This window comes from Mucilaginibacter rubeus, from assembly GCF_003286415.2.
GTDB lineage: Bacteria > Bacteroidota > Bacteroidia > Sphingobacteriales > Sphingobacteriaceae > Mucilaginibacter > Mucilaginibacter rubeus_A.
Genome location: NZ_CP043450.1, coordinates 5,810,402 through 5,829,465, shown reverse-complemented (window position 1 = coordinate 5,829,465; position 19,064 = coordinate 5,810,402). Strand labels below are relative to the sequence as shown.

The following is a 19,064-nucleotide window of genomic DNA, read 5'->3' as shown; positions in this document are numbered from 1 at the left end:
TAAAGGCGAAAGGTCAAAGGTAGCTGCACCTTTCGCCTTTAACCTTTTGCCTTTCGCCTCAAAAATTAGTTTCCCAGTTGCTTAACCGCCAAATAAGCCATTAAACCTGTACTTACCTTGAACGCGTCTTCTTCTACATCAAAAGTAGGAGTGTGTACTGATGAAGTAATACCACGCGCTTCATTACGGGTGCCGAGGCGGTAGAAACAGCTGTCAGCTGCTTGTGAGTAATAAGCGAAATCTTCAGCAGCCATCCAGATGTCGAGGTCAAGTACATTTTCTTTACCAAGATAATCTTCGGCGTGACCACGGGTGGCGTGGGTTAGTTTTTCTTCGTTGATCAGGAATGGATAGCCACGCATGATATTAAAATCACAGCTTCCGCCCATGCTTTCGGCAATGCCTTCAGCCATTTTTTTCATGCGTTTGTGGGCTTCCTCACGCCATTTCTCATCCATGGTGCGGAAAGTGCCCTCCAGGTAAACTTCGTTAGGGATCACATTGGTTGCACCGTTGGCAATCACTTTTCCAAATGATAATACCGACGGACTTTTAGGATCTGCAAAACGGCTAACCACCTGTTGAAGGGCAGTCAGGATATGAGCGGTTATAATTACCGGATCAATATTTTGTTGCGGTTGTGCACCGTGGCCACCTTTACCTTTAACCGTAACATAAAGTTCATCGGTTGAGGCCATGTATTTACCCGCACGGAAACCTACTTTACCGGCATCAATTAAAGGCATTACGTGCTGACCTAAAACCGCGGCAGGTTTAGGATTTTCCAACACACCTTCTTTGATCATCAGGCTGGCGCCGCCAGGCAGTTTTTCTTCAGCAGGCTGAAAAATCAGTTTCACCGTACCTGCAAACTGACTTTTTAGCTCAGTTAATATTTTAGCTGTACCCAATAATGATGAGGTGTGCGCGTCATGACCGCAGGCATGCATTACGCCCGCGTTTTGTGACTTATACGGAACATCATTAGCTTCCAGTATCGGCAAGGCATCCATATCGGCACGCAGGGCAACTACGTTAGCTGCATCTGACGGTTTTTCGCCTTTAATGAGGGCCACCAGGCCTGTGTCGGCCATTTTATGGTACTCCAAACCAAGCTCTTCAAGCTTGCGGGCAACATATGCCGAAGTTTGAATTTCATGAAATGAAAGCTCTGGATTGGCATGCAGGTGGCGGCGGTTGGCCACTACCTCGCCGAATATTTTTGCGGATAATTCCTGTATTTGCTCTTTAATCATTATTGGTATCCGTTTTAGGGAGATTTATTTTTTCGGGAATGATGAATATGCTTGTAAACGACTGTCGCAGGTCCTGTACCAGTTTTTCGGCTTCAAGACGGGTACGAAAATCGCCTGCCTTTACTTTAAAATTAGGATCGCGGTAGGTGATATACGTTCGCAGTTCGGGGTGTTGTTGTTGCAGGCGGTTTTGCGCGTTGTAAGCATCTTTACGGTTTGAGCCGCTAAAGAATTGCACCCGATAACCGTAGGATGAACCGGCAGCGTCTGTACCGGTTGTGCCATTAAGCGAAAAACGTTTGGCTATCAGCGTGTCAAGCAGTGGATCTTTTATTACCTCAACTTTGCCACGGGTTTGAGCAAAGGTCTGGCTTGATGCCAGTGCCGCTAAAATAAAAAAGCAACATTTGATCATTAAGCTAAATCGGCTAAAATCAAACGTTGCTTTTTTCATTGGTAAATTCGTTTTAAACCGTCATTGCGAGGTACGAAGCAATCCCCGATAGGAAGAGCAACTATAAAAATGCCCTGTACTGTTTGGGATTGCTTCGTACCTCGCAATGACGTGATTTTAAATTGCCCGCCAAAGGCGGGCCTTATATTAATTCTGCCCTACGCCGTGGCAGTTTTTATATTTTTTACCGCTACCACAAGGGCAAGGATCATTACGACCAACTTTATTTTCAGCCCTTACCGGGGTGATTTTTTGTGGCTCCTGGAATTCATCCATAGGCACGCCGTTGCTTTCGCTAACTACTTCGGCCTTGGTTGTTTTCATTTTGCGCAGGTCAAGTTTTGGTTCAGGCTTTGCTTCCCTTACCTCTTCGGCCTGTTGCTGAACCGGGATACCACCACGGAACAGGAAGCTTACAATTTCCTTGTTCACATTGGCCAACATGCCCCTGAACAATTCAAACGCTTCGAACTTGTAAACCAATAACGGATCCTTTTGCTCATAAACCGCGTTTTGTACCGATTGTTTTAACTCGTCCATTTCGCGCAGGTGTTCTTTCCAGGCATCGTCTATCAGGTACAGGGTAACGTTTTTCTCGAAAGATTTGAATACCTCATGACCATGATTTTCAACCGCCTTTTTAAGCGGAACGGCTACCTGGATACCGTGGATACCATCGCTGAATGGAACAACAATGTTTTCAACATACTGACCACGGGTTTCATAAACGTCTTTAATAACCGGGTAAGCCTGTTGTGCAACAGCATCCTGTTTACGTTTATAGAAATCCATTACCGTTTGGAAAGTTAAGTCGGTAAGTGCTGTAGCTGATTTTGAAGCAAACTCGTCAGCGCTTAATTCGATATCAACAGAGAACAAGCGGATCACTTCTAAGGTGAAACCTTCGTAGTTGGCGCTTTCTTTATATTCGGTAACGATGTCCTCAACCACATCAAAAATGGTGTTGCTCAGGTCAACGTCTAAACGCTCACCAAACAAGGCATTTTTACGTTTAGTGTAGATCACCGTACGCTGTGAGTTCATCACGTCGTCATACTCCAATAAACGTTTACGGATGCCGAAGTTATTTTCTTCTACTTTTTTCTGTGCACGCTCAATTGATTTGGAGATCATTGAGTGCTGGATCACTTCTCCTTCTTCAATACCCATACGTACCATCAGGCTTGAGATACGCTCTGATCCGAATAAACGCATCAGGTTATCCTCTAACGATACGAAGAACTGTGAAGAACCCGGATCGCCCTGACGACCAGAACGACCGCGTAACTGCCTGTCAACACGACGTGACTCGTGACGCTCGGTACCCACGATAGCTAAACCGCCCGCATCTTTAACGCCTGGGCCTAATTTGATATCCGTACCACGACCAGCCATGTTGGTAGCAATGGTCACCGTACCTGCCTTACCAGCTTCTGCCACAATATCGGCCTCTTTCTGGTGCATTTTGGCGTTCAGTACGTTATGTTTGATGCCGCGCAGTTTAAGCATACGGCTCAGTAATTCAGAGATCTCAACCGAAGTTGTACCAACCAGTACCGGGCGACCGGCCTGGGTAAGCTTCACAATCTCTTCGGCTACTGCATTGTATTTTTCACGTACTGTACGGTAAACCAAATCCTGGCGGTCATCACGTACAATACCCGAATTGGTTGGAATTTCAACCACATCCAGTTTATAAATTTCCCAAAACTCACCGGCTTCAGTAACAGCAGTACCGGTCATGCCGCAAAGCTTGTGGTACATCCTGAAGTAGTTTTGCAGGGTGATAGTAGCAAAGGTTTGGGTTGCATCCTCAACCTTAACATTTTCTTTAGCCTCAATAGCCTGGTGTAAACCATCAGAATAACGGCGACCGTCTAATACACGACCGGTTTGCTCATCAACAATTTTTACTTTGCCTTCGTCAAGGATATACTCTGTATCTTTTTCAAATAGCGTGTAAGCTTTCAATAACTGGTTAACCGAGTGGATACGCTCAGATTTGATAGAGAAATCGCGCATCAACGCATCTTTATGTGCAATCTTATCTTCTGCGCTTAATGCTGATTTTTCAATTTCAGCAATTTCGGTACCTACATCTGGCATCACAAAGAAGTGCGGATCTTCGCCAGATGCGGTGATCAGCTCGATACCTTTTTCTGAAAGTTCAACCGAGTTGTTTTTCTCGTCGATAACGAAGAAAAGCTCAGAGTCAACCTTTGGCATTTCTTTGCTTTGATCCTGCATGTAGTGGTTTTCAACTTTTTGCAGGATGGTACGGTTACCGCCTTCGCTCAGGAATTTGATAAGCGCTTTATTTTTAGGCAAACCACGGTATGCACGTAATAAAGCTAAACCACCGCCCTCAACATCGGCATTGCCATCATTAATGGCTTTCTTAGCTTCGTTTAATACGCCGTTGATGTAGTTTTTCTGTGCATTAACCAAACGCTCGATGCGTGGTTTTAACTCATAAAACTCGTGCTCATCACCACGTGGGATAGGGCCTGATATAATTAAAGGCGTACGGGCATCGTCAATTAAAACGGAGTCAACCTCATCCACCATTGCGTAGTGTAGTTTGCGTTGTACCAGCTCTTCAGGGCTGCGTGTCATATTGTCACGCAGGTAGTCAAAGCCAAATTCGTTATTGGTACCAAAAGTAATGTCTGCTAAGTAGGCGGCGCGGCGCTGCTCAGAGTTTGGCTCATGTTTATCAATGCAATCAACAGAAAGGCCGTGGAATTCATACAGCGGGCCCATCCATTCGCTATCGCGTCGGGCCAGGTAATCATTCACCGTTACGATGTGAACACCCTGACCTGCAAGTGCGTTAAGGTATGCAGGCAGCGTGGCTACAAGCGTTTTACCTTCACCAGTCGCCATTTCCGATATTTTACCCTGGTGTAATACGGTACCGCCAATAAGCTGTACATCGTAGTGAACCATGTTCCAGGTAACCTCGTTACCGGCTGCAATCCAGGTGCTGCTATGAAAAGCTTTGTCGCCTTTAATAGTAACATTTGGTTTACGGGCAGCAAGTTCACGGTCAAACTCAGTAGCAGTAACTTCTAATGATTTATTGGCAGAAAGGCGGCTTGCTGTTTCTTTAACTACAGCAAACGCTTCCGGCAATATATTCATCAATATATCTTCAAGCTCTTTGTTACGATCTTTTTCAAGCTTATCAAGCTGAGTATAAAGCTCAACTTTTTCGGCTACATCCATATCAAGTTCGTTTTCTGTACGATCCTTAATGGCTTGTATCTCACTGTCGATGCCTGAAAGGCCTTCGGCAATGGTCTCTTTAAAATATATGGTCTTAGCCCTAAGCTCATCATTACTCAGGGAGCCAAGCTTAGCATATTCAGCCTTAATTTTCTCAACTATAGGCTGTATACTTTTTACATCCCGTTCTGATTTGCTTCCGAAAAGCTTACTGATAAAATTTAACATATTATTTTATTATGATTCAACCGGGTTCAACAATTGCGCCATAGCGGCCAATAGAGCCAAATTGACAGGCAAATGTAAGATTTTGTGCCGAATGCCGAAAGGTTTAAGGCCTAAAGCACTGCCGCCGGGTGAAAGATTGACATTGAACTGTTTGTATTTGTTTTTAATTATTGAATTATGCGGTTATTAGATGTCTGAACTCGAATTTATCGAATTAAGGGAATTGACAGAATGCTTGGCAAATTATATAGATTCTTTAACTTGATAAACTCTGGCTAAGAAAAATCCGAAATTGAACATTCGAAATCCGAAATCAAAATACCTTGGTTTATTTATCGTTGTTGTTTTTGTCGTCATCTCCGTCCTCATCATAGGTGTCATCGTCATCAAGGTCTTCAAAATCTTCTATGTCTTCATCGTCCTCATTAAATTCACCGAAAAACCGGTCCTCATCAAACATCAGCTCTTCCAACTTTTCCTGCTCTGGTGTACTTGTATCAAAGCGAATGGCCCAGTTATCAGGAATATCATAGGTTTTATCAAACCCGCGGATCCAGTCAACAAACACAAGCCGGAACTCTTCTATTTTGTCGCGCATCAGGTTTACATAGTCTTCCTGGTTAATTTTCACCATCGATGCAAAAGAAACAGCGTTGAACATATCCTGCACGGCCAGCTTAATGAGCACGGCATTCTGCATGCGCAGTGAATAAAGGCTACCACCTTCGGCACCGGCAATTTTTGCCTGGATGAGGGCGGCATTGCTGCACATCTGCACTGCCAGATGTTCTTTCATGCTGTCCTCTTTTAATGATTCGGCAATAACATCTGCCAGGTCAAACAGTTCCTGTGATTTTTGATATACCGGAAGCTTTTCAAACTTTTCAAGTCTACGGGCCATGTGGTAAATTTACTACTTATAACACAAGTAGCCTCATATATAGTATCAAAGCCTTGTTAAAAAAACTATCTTTGCCGCATGAATATCCTGATTCTTGGTTCGGGTGGAAGGGAAAGTGCCTTCGCCTGGAAAGTAGCTCAAAGCCCGAAATGCGAAAAACTTTTTATTGCTCCCGGTAATGCCGGTACTACACAGTATGGTACCAACGTAAATATTAAGGTTACCGACTTTGAGGGCATCAAAGCGCTTGTTTTAAAAGAGGCCATTGATCTGGTGCTTGTTGGGCCGGAAGAGCCGTTGGTAAAAGGTGTTCATGATTTTTTCCTGGCCGATGAGCAATTGAAAAACATCCCGGTTGTTGGTCCGCAGCAGGAAGGTGCACAGTTAGAGGGTAGCAAAGATTTCTCCAAAATATTTATGGAGAAGCACAACATCCCAACGGCCGCCTACAAAACTTTCACTAAAGATACCCTGGAAGATGGCCTTACCTATTTAGCAACAGCCGGTTTACCAGTAGTGCTTAAAGCTGATGGCCTTGCCGCGGGAAAAGGTGTATTGATTTGCCTTACTTTAGAGGAAGCTCAAACTGAATTGAAAGCGATGCTGGCCGATGCCAAATTTGGCGAAGCAAGCTCGCGGGTAGTTGTTGAACAGTTTTTAACAGGTATCGAGCTATCGGTATTTGTTATGACCGATGGTAACAGCTATAAGATATTACCCGAAGCCAAAGATTATAAACGTATAGGTGAGGGCGACACCGGCTTAAATACCGGTGGTATGGGTTCTATTTCCCCTGTTCCGTTTGCCGATGCCGATTTTATGAAAAAGGTAGAGGAGCGCGTGATTATCCCTACTGTTGAGGGTTTAAAAAAAGATGGCATACCTTATAAAGGCTTTATTTTTATCGGCCTGATGAACAGCAACGGCGAACCATGGGTTATTGAATACAACTGTCGCATGGGCGATCCTGAAACCGAGAGCGTGATGCGCCGTATAGATTCTGACTTTGTTGATCTGTTATTAGGCGTTGCAGAAGGAAATCTGGATACGAAGGAATTAACCATCAGCCCTAAAACTGCTGCTACTGTAGTAATGGTAGCCGGCGGCTATCCGGGCGAATACCTGAAAAATAAAGTAATTACCGGTACCGAGAACGTGCGTGATTCTATCGTGTTCCACGCGGGTACAGCAATGGATGGTGAAGATGTAATTACTACCGGCGGCCGTGTACTGGCTATTACTACGGTACAAGATAATATGTTCAGCGCTTTGCAGCAAGCTACTGCCGATGCCAGCCGGATTTATTATGATGGCATGTATTTCAGAAAAGATATCGGATTTGACCTTTTATAGGAAAACCCTCTAAATCTCCCCTAAAGGGGAGACTTAAAAAAGCTGCTGTTGATTTAAATAACGGCAGCTTTTTTTATAACATGAGCGAAGTACGAGCACAGCGGCCGGAGGCCGTGAAATAGTTGCCACTCGGCAGGAGCCGAGCGGCGGCGTTTTGGGCGAGCATCTCACTAACCTATGATCTCTAATCACCAGCCTCTAATCTCTACAATCGCTTTACAACCCTCTTAAGCACCAATAAATTCTGCCCGTTTAAGCTGTAACCGCTGATGTTATTTTGATACAGGTTCACCAGTTTATCATAGTATAATACCACAACTGGCGATTGCTCCATCATCAGGTTGTCCATCTGGCGGTAGATGGCGAAGCGCTTTTCATCGTCTTTTACCTGGTAGGTTTGCTCAAAAAGCTCGTCGAATTTTTTATTGTTAAAGCCGGTATAGTTTGGGCCAAAAGGGATCTTGTTTTTGGAGTAGAACACCGAAAGATAATTTTCGGCATCGGGATAATCAGCTATCCATGAACCATAAAAAAAGTTAATGCCATTTTTGGAGATCAGTTCACGCAGACTGGCACCCTGCGTAATCTCCACGTTTGTTTTTATACCCACACGTTCCAGCTGACCTTGCACATATTCTATTAAACTACGATAGCCAATGGTAGTGGCCAGCGTAATTTCGGGCATGTTTTTACCATTAGGATAACCGGCGTCTCGAAGCAGGCAGCGGGCTTTTTCCGGGTCATAAGTATAACCTTTAACACCGGTGCCGTTAAAGCCTGGCATACCTTCGGGCACAAAGCCCTCATAGCCCGGTGTTCCCATACTGTTACGCAGGTATTTGATCATTTTTTCGCGGTCGATGGCATAGTTAATAGCCTGCCTGATCTTTAACAGTTTTAAAGGCGATTTTTTGACGATGGGCAAAGTAGTATCGACCAGCATACCGAGGTAAATGGTATTGAGATAAGGGGCAGTGTTAAGGATGAACTTGCCCTTGTATTTTTGCGTGATTTTGCCCGATTTGGTAAGGATATCATCGCGATAACTCCCATCGATATCATTCAAAAAGTCGATATTCTTTTTTACAAACTCCAAAAAGGAGGTTTGTTTATCAGCAATAAAAGTGGAACGGATCGCATCGAGATAGGGAAGACGGTTGCCTTTATTGTCTTTTTCCCAGTAATGTTCGTTTTTTAGAAATACCAGTACTTCGCCTTCTTTCCAGTATTTAAACCTGAAAGGGCCGGTGCCCACCGGATGGCTCCTGAAATCTTTACCGTAAAATTCAACCACCTCTTTAGGTACCACCGAGCAATACTGCGCGGTGAGCAGACTTAAAAAAGGAGCAAATGGCTGTTTAAGTTTGATCTGGAACGTACTGTCATTCGGCGCCAGGAAAGCGCTTTTATCTTTTACCTTATCGCTAAAGATCCATGACCCGGATGAGGCTACTTTCGGATCGATCAGTCTGCCGAAGCTGTAAGCGAAATCCGATGCAATTGTTCTTCGCCCTTTGCCACCTACAAAATGCGGATCGTCGTGAAAATAAACATCATTACGCAGGTGGAAAGTATAAAGCAAGCCGTCGGCAGATGTTTCCCAGCTTTTAGCTATGCAGGGAATAGTTTTTAAACTATCGTCAATTTGTACCAGGCCATTATAAAGCTGATTATCCATCCAGATGGTATAATGGTTACGGCAAAAAGCCGGATCAAGCGAGGTTAGACCTTCTTCAAGGTTAATATTAAAAACCGTTTTATGCTGATTGGAAGAAGTGTTGGTATGGCAGGAGCAAAGCTGAATAGCAAACAATAGAAAGAGGTAAGTGATCAGCTTATTCATTCAGGCTAATATATCAATTATCGGTGAGCGTTATGAATGGAGGGGCGATTATTACCCGGGGATGATGGATTTTCTTGTCAAAAGTTAAAACAGAAAAGTAAATCCATTTCCTTTTGATGGCTTTTTCATTTCCTCAAACTTTGTAATTTCCTGTTTAAGCAAAAAAGCGTATTCGCCAGCCATAAATTCACGGAATACTTCAATGTTTTCTTGCTGACGGGTATCAATTAAGGCCTGAATATAAGCGGCTTTATTGTCGCTTCGCACAATTGCTAATGGGAGATGGAAATAAGCCTGGATGTAGTTCATCAATAGCCTTGAGGTTCGGCCATTCCCATCATAATAGGGATGTATGCTGACAAGATTGAAATGCGCATCGAAAGAAAGATTAAGCTGCTCAGCTGCAGATAATGAAGAATTAATAGCTTCACGAAGCTTTTTTATTAATTCGTTGGTTAAGCGCTCTACTTTATCAAAATTGGGAAAGTATGAAATTCCTGCGGTTACATTACCTTTTCTGAATGCTCCGGTTCTGGAATCAACAGTGCCAAGCATGGTGTTATATACCTTGCCGGTATTTTTCATGACCAGGGCGTTAATCTCTTGTAAAAGAGATATTGATAGCTTTTTTTTTGCTTTTGCGCTTTCGATGGTAAAAAGAAGTGCCGCATGATGATCGGTAACCATTAAGCTTTCTTCCAGCGGTTTGCCATTAGGGGTTCGGCCCTCATTGATCAATACTTGTGCTTCTACTTCGGTTAAGGTTGAGCCTTCTATCCGTGTGGAGTGATGGTCGATAGAGATCAGGTTAAACCGATCATGATCGATCACATCGGCAATGCCAAGATCATTGTATTTTTCTATCAGGTTAAGTATTTCCATCATTTCGCTCATGCGAAAATACTTATAAGTTTTTATAAGTAAGGGCTGAGTTGTCCGGTTGGAAAACCCGGACAACTCAGTTTAGTTTCTTTACGCATCAATTCCAGTCAATCCCTTATAGAAGTTTTTGGCATATCCGGCTATCAAAGTATCGCAGTCATTACCGTTAATAATGCGGCGGGCGTTTATCCAGTCGGCATGGGTATCATCAAAATATTTGCCTAAGCCAACGCCGGTAAACATACCTTTGGTCATGCCATCAATCATGATCTTTGCGGCTATATCTGGTTGTAAGGCCAGTTCGGGGTGGTTAAGCAAATCAACATTTAAATGCCTGCCAATGGCCTCATAGTTTTCGTACCAGGTCAGCTGTACAAAGCCGCGACCGTAATACAACTGATCGGGCGTGGTATAAGGTACCCGGTGACCAGGTCCGGAACCCATTTTAAATTTTTCGCCATAAGGATGGCCTTTGCCTTTGCCGTTTTCATTTACCGGTTGCATGGTGCCGGCGCATTCATGATAAACAGTACCCAGCATATAGGCAACCTTACGCTGATCTGTCATGCCCGCATTTGCGGCAGCACTCAAAATGGTTTCAATGCCATCAACCTGGCTTTGTGAAAGGTGACCTTTAAATACGGTGTCACGAATGGTGTCATAAAATTGTTGTGTTCCTGGCATAGCCTTAAAATTTAGGTTTTAGAAATATATAAGATACTGTAAACGAACGTTTCAGATTAAATAGGTGTGAAGGACTGAATAAAGGTAGATATTCGTGTTTGGAATATCAATGTTGATTTTCAAAGACTTGCGGGGAATTCGCGTTCGTGTTTACAGGCGAAATATACCTGTCGGGGGAATTATAGAGCACCCGCTTTTAAACGGGTGCTTTGAGTTTTAGAACCGGTCTTTCAAAAACTTACCGGTATAGCTGTCTTTTTGTTTTATGAGGTCTTCGGGTACGCCTTCAAACACAACTTTACCACCCCGGTCGCCACCTTCAGGGCCTATGTCGATAACCCAGTCGGCACACTTGATCACATCCATATTGTGCTCAATAACAATAATGGTATTGCCATGATCAAGCAGGGCGTCAAATGATTTCAGCAGTTTTTTAATATCAGCAAAGTGGAGGCCGGTGGTAGGCTCGTCAAAAATAAACAGCGTTTTGTTGGTGTTGTTGCCCTTCACCAGGAAAGATGCCAGCTTAATACGCTGCGCCTCACCACCTGATAAAGTATTTGACGATTGACCTAACTGGACATAGCCCAAACCAACATCAACCAGTGGTTTTATTTTAGCGATGATCTTAGGCTCTTTTGCAAAAAACTCAACAGCCTCATCAATGGTCATGTTCAGGATATCCGATACGTTTTTTTCTTTGTACTGGATATCTAAAATGTGTTGTTTAAAACGATGGCCACCGCAGGTTTCGCAGGTTAGGAAAATGTCTGCCATAAACTGCATCTCTATCTTAACCTCGCCTTCGCCCTGGCAAACATCACACCGGCCACCCTCAACATTAAATGAAAACGCCGAAGGTTTTAAGCCTGCTGCTTTAGCGGCTGGTTGGGCAGCATACAGGTTACGGATCTCATCCCAGGCTTTTACGTAAGTAACCGGGTTGGAACGCGACGAACGACCGATAGGGTTTTGGTCAACCAGTTCAACCTGTTCAATTTTACCGTAATCGCCATCAATAGCATCGTATGAACCTGTTTGCTCGCCCGAGTAATTGCCCAAAGCTTTTTGAACGGCAGGCGCAAGAATGCGTTTCACCAAACTGGTTTTGCCCGAACCGGATACTCCGGTAACAACCGTGAGCACACCTAATGGGAATTTGGCATTTACATGCTGAAGGTTGTTTTCGCGGGCACCTTTTATTTCAATAAAATCATGCCATTTACGACGGCTTGCCGGGATTGCTATTTCTTCGCGGCCGCTCAGGTATTTGCCGGTTAAACTTTTGTCGTCCTTTATTATTTCATCATAGGTACCGGTAAATACCAGTTCGCCGCCATGCGTGCCGGCTTCCGGGCCAATATCGATAATATGGTCGGCAGCTTTCATGATCTCTTCCTCGTGCTCCACAACCAATACGGTATTGCCAACATCGCGAAGCGATTTTAACACGGTAATTAACCGCTGCGTATCACGCGGGTGCAAGCCTATACTTGGTTCATCCAGTACATAAACTGAACCCACAAGGCTACTGCCTAAAGACGTGGCCAGGTTGATACGCTGAGATTCACCACCGGATAAGGTATTTGACAAACGGTTAAGCGTTAGGTAACTTAAACCTACATCATTTAAGAAGCCGAGACGATTGGTAATTTCCATCAACAAGCGTTTGCCAATTTTGGCATCGGTTTCGTTCAGTTCAAGTGATTTGAAAAACTCATATGCTTTATCCAATGGCATCAATACCACATCGGTGATCGACTTTTCGCTGATCTTCACATAAGAAGCATCTATCCGTAAACGACTGCCCTTACACTCCGGGCAAGTAGTTTTGCCCCTGTATCGCGATAGCAAAACACGGTACTGGATCTTATACGTTTGCTCCTCCATCTCCTTGAAAAACTCATCAAGGCCACGGAAAAATTTATTGCCCGTCCATAACAGGCGCTGTTCTTTTTCGGTTAGCTGGTTATATTGACGATGGATAGGGAAATCAAATTTTAGCGCATGTCTTACCAGGGCATCATTCCATTCGCGCATTTTTTCACCACGCCATGGAGCGATGGCACCCTCGTAAATAGATTTGCTTTTATCCGGGATAACCAGATCTTCATCAATGCCAATCACCTTACCATAGCCCTCGCATTTTTTACAGGCACCGTAAGGGTTGTTAAAACTGAAGAAGTTTGGCGTAGGTTCTTCAAACTTAAGCCCATCAAGCTCAAAGCGGTCGCAGAAGAAACGTTCGTGCTCTGTTTCGCCATCAGGCTCCTGGAAACGGACAAAGCAATCGCCTTTACCTTCAAAAAAGGCAGTTTGTATCGAATCGCCTAAACGGCTAACGGTTTCATCCTCTTCATTTTTGGTAACGCGGTCAACAACTATACGTACAGCGGTCTGCTGATCGGCTTCCACAGTTTCCGCTGCGGCTTTTTTTGCTTTCGTTTTTTTGATCTCGACTACCGGTTCGGCTGCCATTAAAGGAACGTTTTCTACTGTTTCGTCCTCTAATAAAGACTCGATGCGCGAAAGTTTGCCATTGTATTCCACACGTACAAAGCCTTTTTGCATTAAAACGGCCAGCTCTTCTTTAAGGCTTCTGTTGTTATGGGGGTGTAGTGGAGCCAGAATGGTTACCTGGGTTTCATTGGGCAATGAAAGCACAAAGTTTACCACATCGGTAACCGAATCTTTTTTTACGATGTTGCCGGATATCGGCGATATGGTCTTACCAATACGCGAGAACAGCAGTTTCAGGTAATCATAAATTTCGGTTGATGTACCAACTGTTGAACGCGGATTTGAGGTAATTACCTTTTGCTCAATAGCTATTGCAGGTGCAATACCTTTAATATAGTCGACATCGGGTTTGTTCATACGGCCCAAAAACTGGCGGGCGTATGATGAAAGGCTTTCCACGTAACGGCGTTGACCTTCGGCATACAAAGTATCGAAAGCGAGCGATGATTTGCCCGAGCCCGACATGCCGGTAACTACCACCAGTTTGTTTTTGGGGATAGCCACATCAAGGTTTTTAAGGTTATGTACCCTTGCGCCTTTTATGATAATATGTTTTTGCGGATCTTTTTCTGCTTCTTTACTCATTCTTTTGAATTAGTTCGTAGTTCGCGGTTGATAAATCATAGCCTGTTTTGTGCGGTTTACAACAAATAAAATACCATGAACTATGATCCGTTATCCATGAACTTTTTGCGAATGCAAAAATCCTAAAATATTTAGCAGAATCCAAATGAGTTTTACTTGTTTATTGGATTAAACTACGTGAAATATTGGAGTTTACAGTTTGTTGACTTTTTAAAGTTTAATGATGATTTAACAACTACTTTTTAAAAAATTTATTTTGGTGAATGATTAAACCTTCGGTATTAAAAGTCAGTCTAAAGGAAGCTAACCAAATAAATGATTGTTTAATGAGTGGTTTTGCCGATTAAATAGTAAAGTTGAGCTTTGAAAAAAAATTTTATTTGTTTTTTTGTCAATAATTTATTTTATTTGAGGAAACAAATCTTTAACCCCTAAGGAGCAAGCTATAGAATACACTTTACTTTAAAAGGTTTTAACTAAAAATTAAGTTTAAGTAGTACTTTCTATGGATTTTCAATTGAAAAGTGATCAGGATCTAATCCATCTATACGTAGCCGGCGACGAAGCAGGCTTAGTAGAATTGATAAGGCGTTACCAATCAAAAATATACACTTCTATTTATCTGCTGGTAAAAGACGAATACCTTGCTGAAGATATTTTTCAGGATGCTTTTATTAAAGTGATCAATACACTTAAAGCCGGCAAATATAACGAGGAAGGTAAATTTTTGCCTTGGGTAACTCGTATTGCGCATAACCTGGTGATTGACCATTTCCGCAGGGAAAAACGTGCGCCAATGATCAGTAATGGCGATGATTTTGACATTTTTGAAGTGCTTGGTAATTATGATGAAAGTACCGAGGACAAAATGGTCAGGGATCAAACCCATAAAGATCTTAAAGCGCTGATCCAGTTGCTTCCATCCGAGCAGAAGGAAGTATTGATCATGCGTCACTTTGGCGATATGAGCTTTAAAGAGATTGCTGATATTACCGAGGTTAGTATCAATACCGCGCTTGGCCGTATGCGTTATGCGCTCAATAATCTCCGCAAAATGATGCAGAGCAAAGAGCTTAGCCTTAAAAATTAAGGTTAACTAAACCTACATAGAAGGTTAGAATATTATTGTTTAGGTTAAATTGAACAATAATATCCTAACCTTATTTTTTACCCTAAATTTTGATAAGTTTTCATTAACTGTTGATATAAAGTCGCTTACTGTCGCAAAAGCGTGATCCCAGTCTCTCAGGCCTGAATTTCTCGAAATAAAAATTTCATTTAATTTTCATTTAACAAAATATTATCTTTAAGCCACCGTTATAAACCATATAAAAATTATAGTAAAATAAGCTTATGGATGAAACCTTTACAAAAACGTTGAATGCATTAGCTAACGAAGCTGAAATGAACAGGAATGTACAAGAAAATCTGGATGCCGACGAAGTGATTTTTTACAATTCAATTCGTGCTGATTTGGACCTGCTGATCAGGAAACCCAAAGTGCAAACCATACACCAGATCCTGGACTATTCGAAGAGCTTACGTTAGTAGTTATTGCGGATTCCCCCACTGGTTCATAGATCATGATTGTTGAAAAGGTTACCGATGCGAATCGAAAAACCGAAACCCAATGAGTGATTTATGAACCTTTCTATTTTAAAGGCAGCCTATAGTTGATAGATCATAGTTCATGGTTTTTTATTGCGTTAATATCTATACTTTTGGAAATGGATTATGATTGCAGTAAGCCTGAAGTGTTTTTACTATGATCCATGAATTATCAACCATGAACTAAAAAATGCTAAAAGCCGAACGCTACCGCCATTTTGTTGAATATTTTTCTAAAAATCAGCCTAATCCCGTTACCGAGCTGCATTATAATAACCCGTTTCAGTTACTGGTGGCTGTGATACTTTCGGCACAGTGTACCGATAAACGTATTAACCAGGTAACCCCCGCATTATTTGAGCGTTTTCCCACGGCACAAGACCTGGCTGCGGCAACATCCGACGAGGTTTTTTCTTACATCCGTTCCGTAAGTTATCCTAATAATAAGGCTAAACATCTGGTAGGCATGGGCAAAATGCTGATAGATGTTTTTAATGGCGAAGTGCCATCAGGGATAGAAAACCTGCAGAAATTACCCGGCGTAGGCCGTAAAACAGCAAATGTAATTGCCTCGGTTATTTTTGAAGAGCCGGCCATGGCTGTTGATACCCATGTGTTCAGGGTAGCCAACCGCATCGGTTTAACAAATAATGCGCGTACGCCGCTTGCTGTTGAAAAGCAATTAGTTCAAAATATCCCGAAAGAATACATAGCCGTAGCGCATCATTGGTTGATATTGCATGGCCGGTATATTTGCCTGGCGCGCAGCCCCAAATGTGATGTTTGTCCGCTAACATGGTTTTGCCGGTACTATGAACGTAACAATACTGAAGCCGCGCTGCAAAGGGCAGAAGCCGCCAAGGTTAAAAAGGCCAAGGAAGCAAAAAAGAAAAAGGCACTGAATACTATAAGTAAGGAACTGAAGAAGAGGAGTGTGGAGAAAGATATTTGATTGATAAGGTAATGGTGGTTAACTTTCCTTATTAAATCTAAAAGCGTCATTGCGAGGTACGAAGCAATCCCCAATTTGCAGGTCCGCTCTGTATAGTTCGCGATTGCTTCGTACCTCGCAATGACGACAGGGGAATAAATAAATTACTAAAAAAATTAGTAATTGTAAAAAATGTAATTATATTTGCTGAAGGAAATAATACGATGGCTACTACAGATAAAAATAGCGATAAATTAAAGGCATTACAGCTTACGTTAGATAAGCTGGAAAAATCATACGGTAAAGGCACCATCATGAAACTGGGCGAATCCGTAGTTGAACAAACCGAGGTGATATCAACCGGCTCTTTGGGGCTTGATATAGCTTTGGGTGTTAACGGCTTGCCTAAAGGAAGGATCATCGAGATCTACGGTCCGGAATCATCAGGTAAAACAACTTTGGCTATTCATGCCATTGCTGAAAGCCAAAAAAACGGTGGTATTGCTGCCTTTATTGATGCTGAGCATGCTTTTGATCGTTTTTACGCTAAAAAGTTAGGTGTAGATGTTGAAAACCTGTTGATCTCTCAGCCCGACAATGGTGAGCAGGCGCTGGAAATTGCCGACAACCTGATCCGCTCGGGGGCTATTGATATATTAGTTATTGACTCTGTTGCCGCATTGGTTCCTAAGGCTGAGATTGAAGGCGAGATGGGCGATTCAAAAATGGGTTTACATGCGCGTTTGATGTCACAGGCTTTGCGTAAGCTAACCGGTACCATCAGCAAAACCGGATGCTGCTGTATCTTCATCAACCAGTTGCGCGATAAGATCGGTGTTATGTTTGGTAACCCTGAAACTACAACTGGTGGTAACGCCTTGAAATTTTACGCTTCGGTACGTTTGGATGTACGCCGTATTTCACAAATTAAAGATACCGACGAGGTTTCAGGTAACCGTGTAAAAGTGAAGATCGTTAAAAATAAAGTTGCACCTCCATTCCGTATAGCCGAGTTTGATATCCTGTTTGGTGAAGGTATTTCAAAAGCAGGCGAAATCATTGACCTGGGTGTTGAATACAACATTATCAAAAAAGCAGGTTCATGGTTCAGCTATGGCGAAACCCGCTTAGGCCAGGGCCGTGATGCTGTTAAACAATTGATCCTTGATAACCCCGAACTGATGGAAGAATTGGAAAGCAAGATCAAGGAAACCGTAACCGGCGAAAGCATGGAAGAAGTATAACCTCGATCGAGTATAATATTTTATAAGTGATTTAAATCTATCTATGAGACGAGCCTCCCGAAAGGGGGGCTTTTGTTTTTTAAATTATAAATACGATAGCTGCCGCGGGTTTAGCGCAGCGTAACCCGTGGCAGACATGCAGTTTCCCAATTTTCCGCAAAAAGAATATCTTTATCACCGCATAAATCGGGAGATAAGAAATTATGGGATCATCAAAAGAGATTGTTACAAACACGTTTGCCGCAGGAGGAATAACCATGAATGGTTCCAATCCCTGGGATGTACAGGTACACAATCCTAAATTGTATGATCGCCTGCTGGCCGGTGGTTCATTGGGCTTTGGTGAAGCCTACATGGAAGGCTGGTGGGACTGCGAAGCCTTGGATGAATTCTTTTTTCGCGTTCAATATCACCGGGTTGATAAAGCCATTCCCCGCGATTTAAATACGCTTAAATATTTTCTTAAAGCGAAGTTTAGCAACCAGCAAACTAAATCAAAAGCTAAAGAGGTTGCTTATAAGCATTATGATATCGGTAACGATCTGTTTGAGCAGATGCTTGATAAACGGATGATGTACTCTTGTGCTTATTGGGAAAATGCTGAAACTTTAGATGAAGCCCAGGAGGCCAAGCTTGATCTGATCTGCCGTAAATTAAAACTGGAACCCGGCATGCGCATGCTGGAGATTGGCTGTGGTTGGGGTGGTTTCGCCAAATTTGCTGCTGAAAAATATGGCGTGTCTGTTGTTGGTTTAACCATTTCTAAAGAACAGGCGGTACTTGCACGCGAAATAAACAAAGGCTTACCGGTGGAGATCAGGCTGGATGACTATAGGGATGTAAATGAAAAGTTCGACAGGGTAGTGTCCATTGCTATGCTGGAAGCTGTAGGGTATCGCAATTACAGAACATACATGGAAACCGTTGCCCGGAATTTAACCGACGATGGTATTTTTCTGCTGCATACCATAGGCGGCAACTATTCTACCAAAGTTACGGATCCATGGATTGATAAATATATCTTCCCTAATGGTATGCTGCCGTCTGCGGCGCAGCTTTCAACAGCGTGGCAGGGTTTATTTGTTCTTGAAGACTGGCATAACTTCGGTGTGTACTATGACCGAACCTGTATGGAGTGGCTCAAAAATTTTGAACAAAGCTGGCCTAACCTGAGCGCCAAATACGGCGATACATTTTACCGTATGTGGCGTTACTACCTTAATGCCAGTGCCGCGTCGTTCCGTTCAAGAAAAAATCATCTGTGGCATATCGTATTAACAAAGCCTAAACATTTGGGCCTGTACAAATCAATAAGATAAGCGGCTTTTTATATCGATTTACAAAAGA

At 42.9% G+C, this 19,064-nt stretch carries 14 protein-coding genes; 6 read left to right on the top strand and 8 right to left on the bottom strand.

What is annotated here, in order from left to right; all coding sequences use genetic code 11:
• Window positions 1-65: 65 nt before the first annotated feature.
• The 4 genes from DEO27_RS23265 to DEO27_RS23250 form a co-directional block, all read right to left on the bottom strand.
• Window positions 66-1,256 (bottom strand): M20 family metallopeptidase, encoded by a 1,191-nt coding sequence (locus tag DEO27_RS23265; RefSeq protein WP_112575755.1) that lies wholly within the window; start codon window positions 1,254-1,256, stop codon window positions 66-68.
• A complete protein-coding gene (locus DEO27_RS23260) occupies window positions 1,249-1,710 on the bottom strand; it encodes an SPOR domain-containing protein (protein ID WP_112575756.1) in 462 nt (153 codons plus the stop codon). The genes DEO27_RS23265 and DEO27_RS23260 overlap by 8 nt, the downstream gene beginning before the upstream one ends.
• A gap of 147 nt (window positions 1,711-1,857) precedes the next feature.
• The gene (gene secA, locus DEO27_RS23255; RefSeq protein WP_112575757.1) at window positions 1,858-5,166 is read right to left on the bottom strand and encodes a preprotein translocase subunit SecA; all 3,309 of its coding nucleotides are present in this window, start codon (window positions 5,164-5,166) and stop codon (window positions 1,858-1,860) included.
• Between the two features lie 328 nt (window positions 5,167-5,494).
• Window positions 5,495-6,067 (bottom strand): hypothetical protein, encoded by a 573-nt coding sequence (locus DEO27_RS23250; protein WP_112575758.1) that lies wholly within the window; start codon window positions 6,065-6,067, stop codon window positions 5,495-5,497.
• A 78-nt stretch (window positions 6,068-6,145) separates the two neighbouring features.
• On the opposite strand from DEO27_RS23250, the gene purD reads away from it, so the two are divergent.
• Window positions 6,146-7,420: a phosphoribosylamine--glycine ligase gene (purD, locus tag DEO27_RS23245; RefSeq protein ID WP_112575759.1), complete on the top strand. Its 1,275-nt coding sequence runs from the start codon at window positions 6,146-6,148 to the stop codon at window positions 7,418-7,420.
• A gap of 205 nt (window positions 7,421-7,625) precedes the next feature.
• Here the strand turns inward: purD and DEO27_RS23240 are convergent, their stop codons facing one another.
• From DEO27_RS23240 to uvrA, 4 genes are all read right to left on the bottom strand, one after another.
• Window positions 7,626-9,263, bottom strand: coding sequence for an ABC transporter substrate-binding protein (locus tag DEO27_RS23240; protein ID WP_112575760.1), 1,638 nt, complete (start codon window positions 9,261-9,263; stop codon window positions 7,626-7,628).
• 84 nt (window positions 9,264-9,347) lie between these two features.
• Window positions 9,348-10,157, bottom strand: coding sequence for a Fic family protein (locus tag DEO27_RS23235; protein WP_223818032.1), 810 nt, complete (start codon window positions 10,155-10,157; stop codon window positions 9,348-9,350).
• Window positions 10,158-10,235: 78 nt separating this feature from the next.
• Window positions 10,236-10,829: a glycoside hydrolase family 19 protein gene (locus tag DEO27_RS23230; RefSeq protein ID WP_112575761.1), complete on the bottom strand. Its 594-nt coding sequence runs from the start codon at window positions 10,827-10,829 to the stop codon at window positions 10,236-10,238.
• A gap of 216 nt (window positions 10,830-11,045) precedes the next feature.
• Window positions 11,046-13,934 (bottom strand): excinuclease ABC subunit UvrA, encoded by a 2,889-nt coding sequence (uvrA, locus tag DEO27_RS23225; protein ID WP_112575762.1) that lies wholly within the window; start codon window positions 13,932-13,934, stop codon window positions 11,046-11,048.
• 505 nt (window positions 13,935-14,439) lie between these two features.
• On the opposite strand from uvrA, the gene DEO27_RS23220 reads away from it, so the two are divergent.
• The 5 genes from DEO27_RS23220 to cfa all read left to right on the top strand — a co-directional run bounded on the left by DEO27_RS23220 (window position 14,440) and on the right by cfa (window position 19,036).
• Window positions 14,440-15,024 carry an RNA polymerase sigma factor gene (locus DEO27_RS23220; RefSeq protein WP_112575763.1) on the top strand — a complete coding sequence of 195 codons (585 nt, stop codon included), beginning with the start codon at window positions 14,440-14,442 and terminating at the stop codon, window positions 15,022-15,024.
• Window positions 15,025-15,287: 263 nt separating this feature from the next.
• Window positions 15,288-15,482 (top strand): hypothetical protein, encoded by a 195-nt coding sequence (locus tag DEO27_RS23215; RefSeq protein ID WP_091174692.1) that lies wholly within the window; start codon window positions 15,288-15,290, stop codon window positions 15,480-15,482.
• Between the two features lie 250 nt (window positions 15,483-15,732).
• Window positions 15,733-16,494: an endonuclease III gene (gene nth / locus DEO27_RS23210; protein ID WP_112575764.1), complete on the top strand. Its 762-nt coding sequence runs from the start codon at window positions 15,733-15,735 to the stop codon at window positions 16,492-16,494.
• A 203-nt stretch (window positions 16,495-16,697) separates the two neighbouring features.
• Window positions 16,698-17,717, top strand: a complete 1,020-nt coding sequence (gene recA, locus DEO27_RS23205; protein WP_112575765.1) for a recombinase RecA — start codon at window positions 16,698-16,700, stop codon at window positions 17,715-17,717.
• 203 nt (window positions 17,718-17,920) lie between these two features.
• Window positions 17,921-19,036: a cyclopropane fatty acyl phospholipid synthase gene (gene cfa / locus DEO27_RS23200; RefSeq protein WP_112575766.1), complete on the top strand. Its 1,116-nt coding sequence runs from the start codon at window positions 17,921-17,923 to the stop codon at window positions 19,034-19,036.
• The last annotated feature ends 28 nt before the right edge of the window (window positions 19,037-19,064 follow it).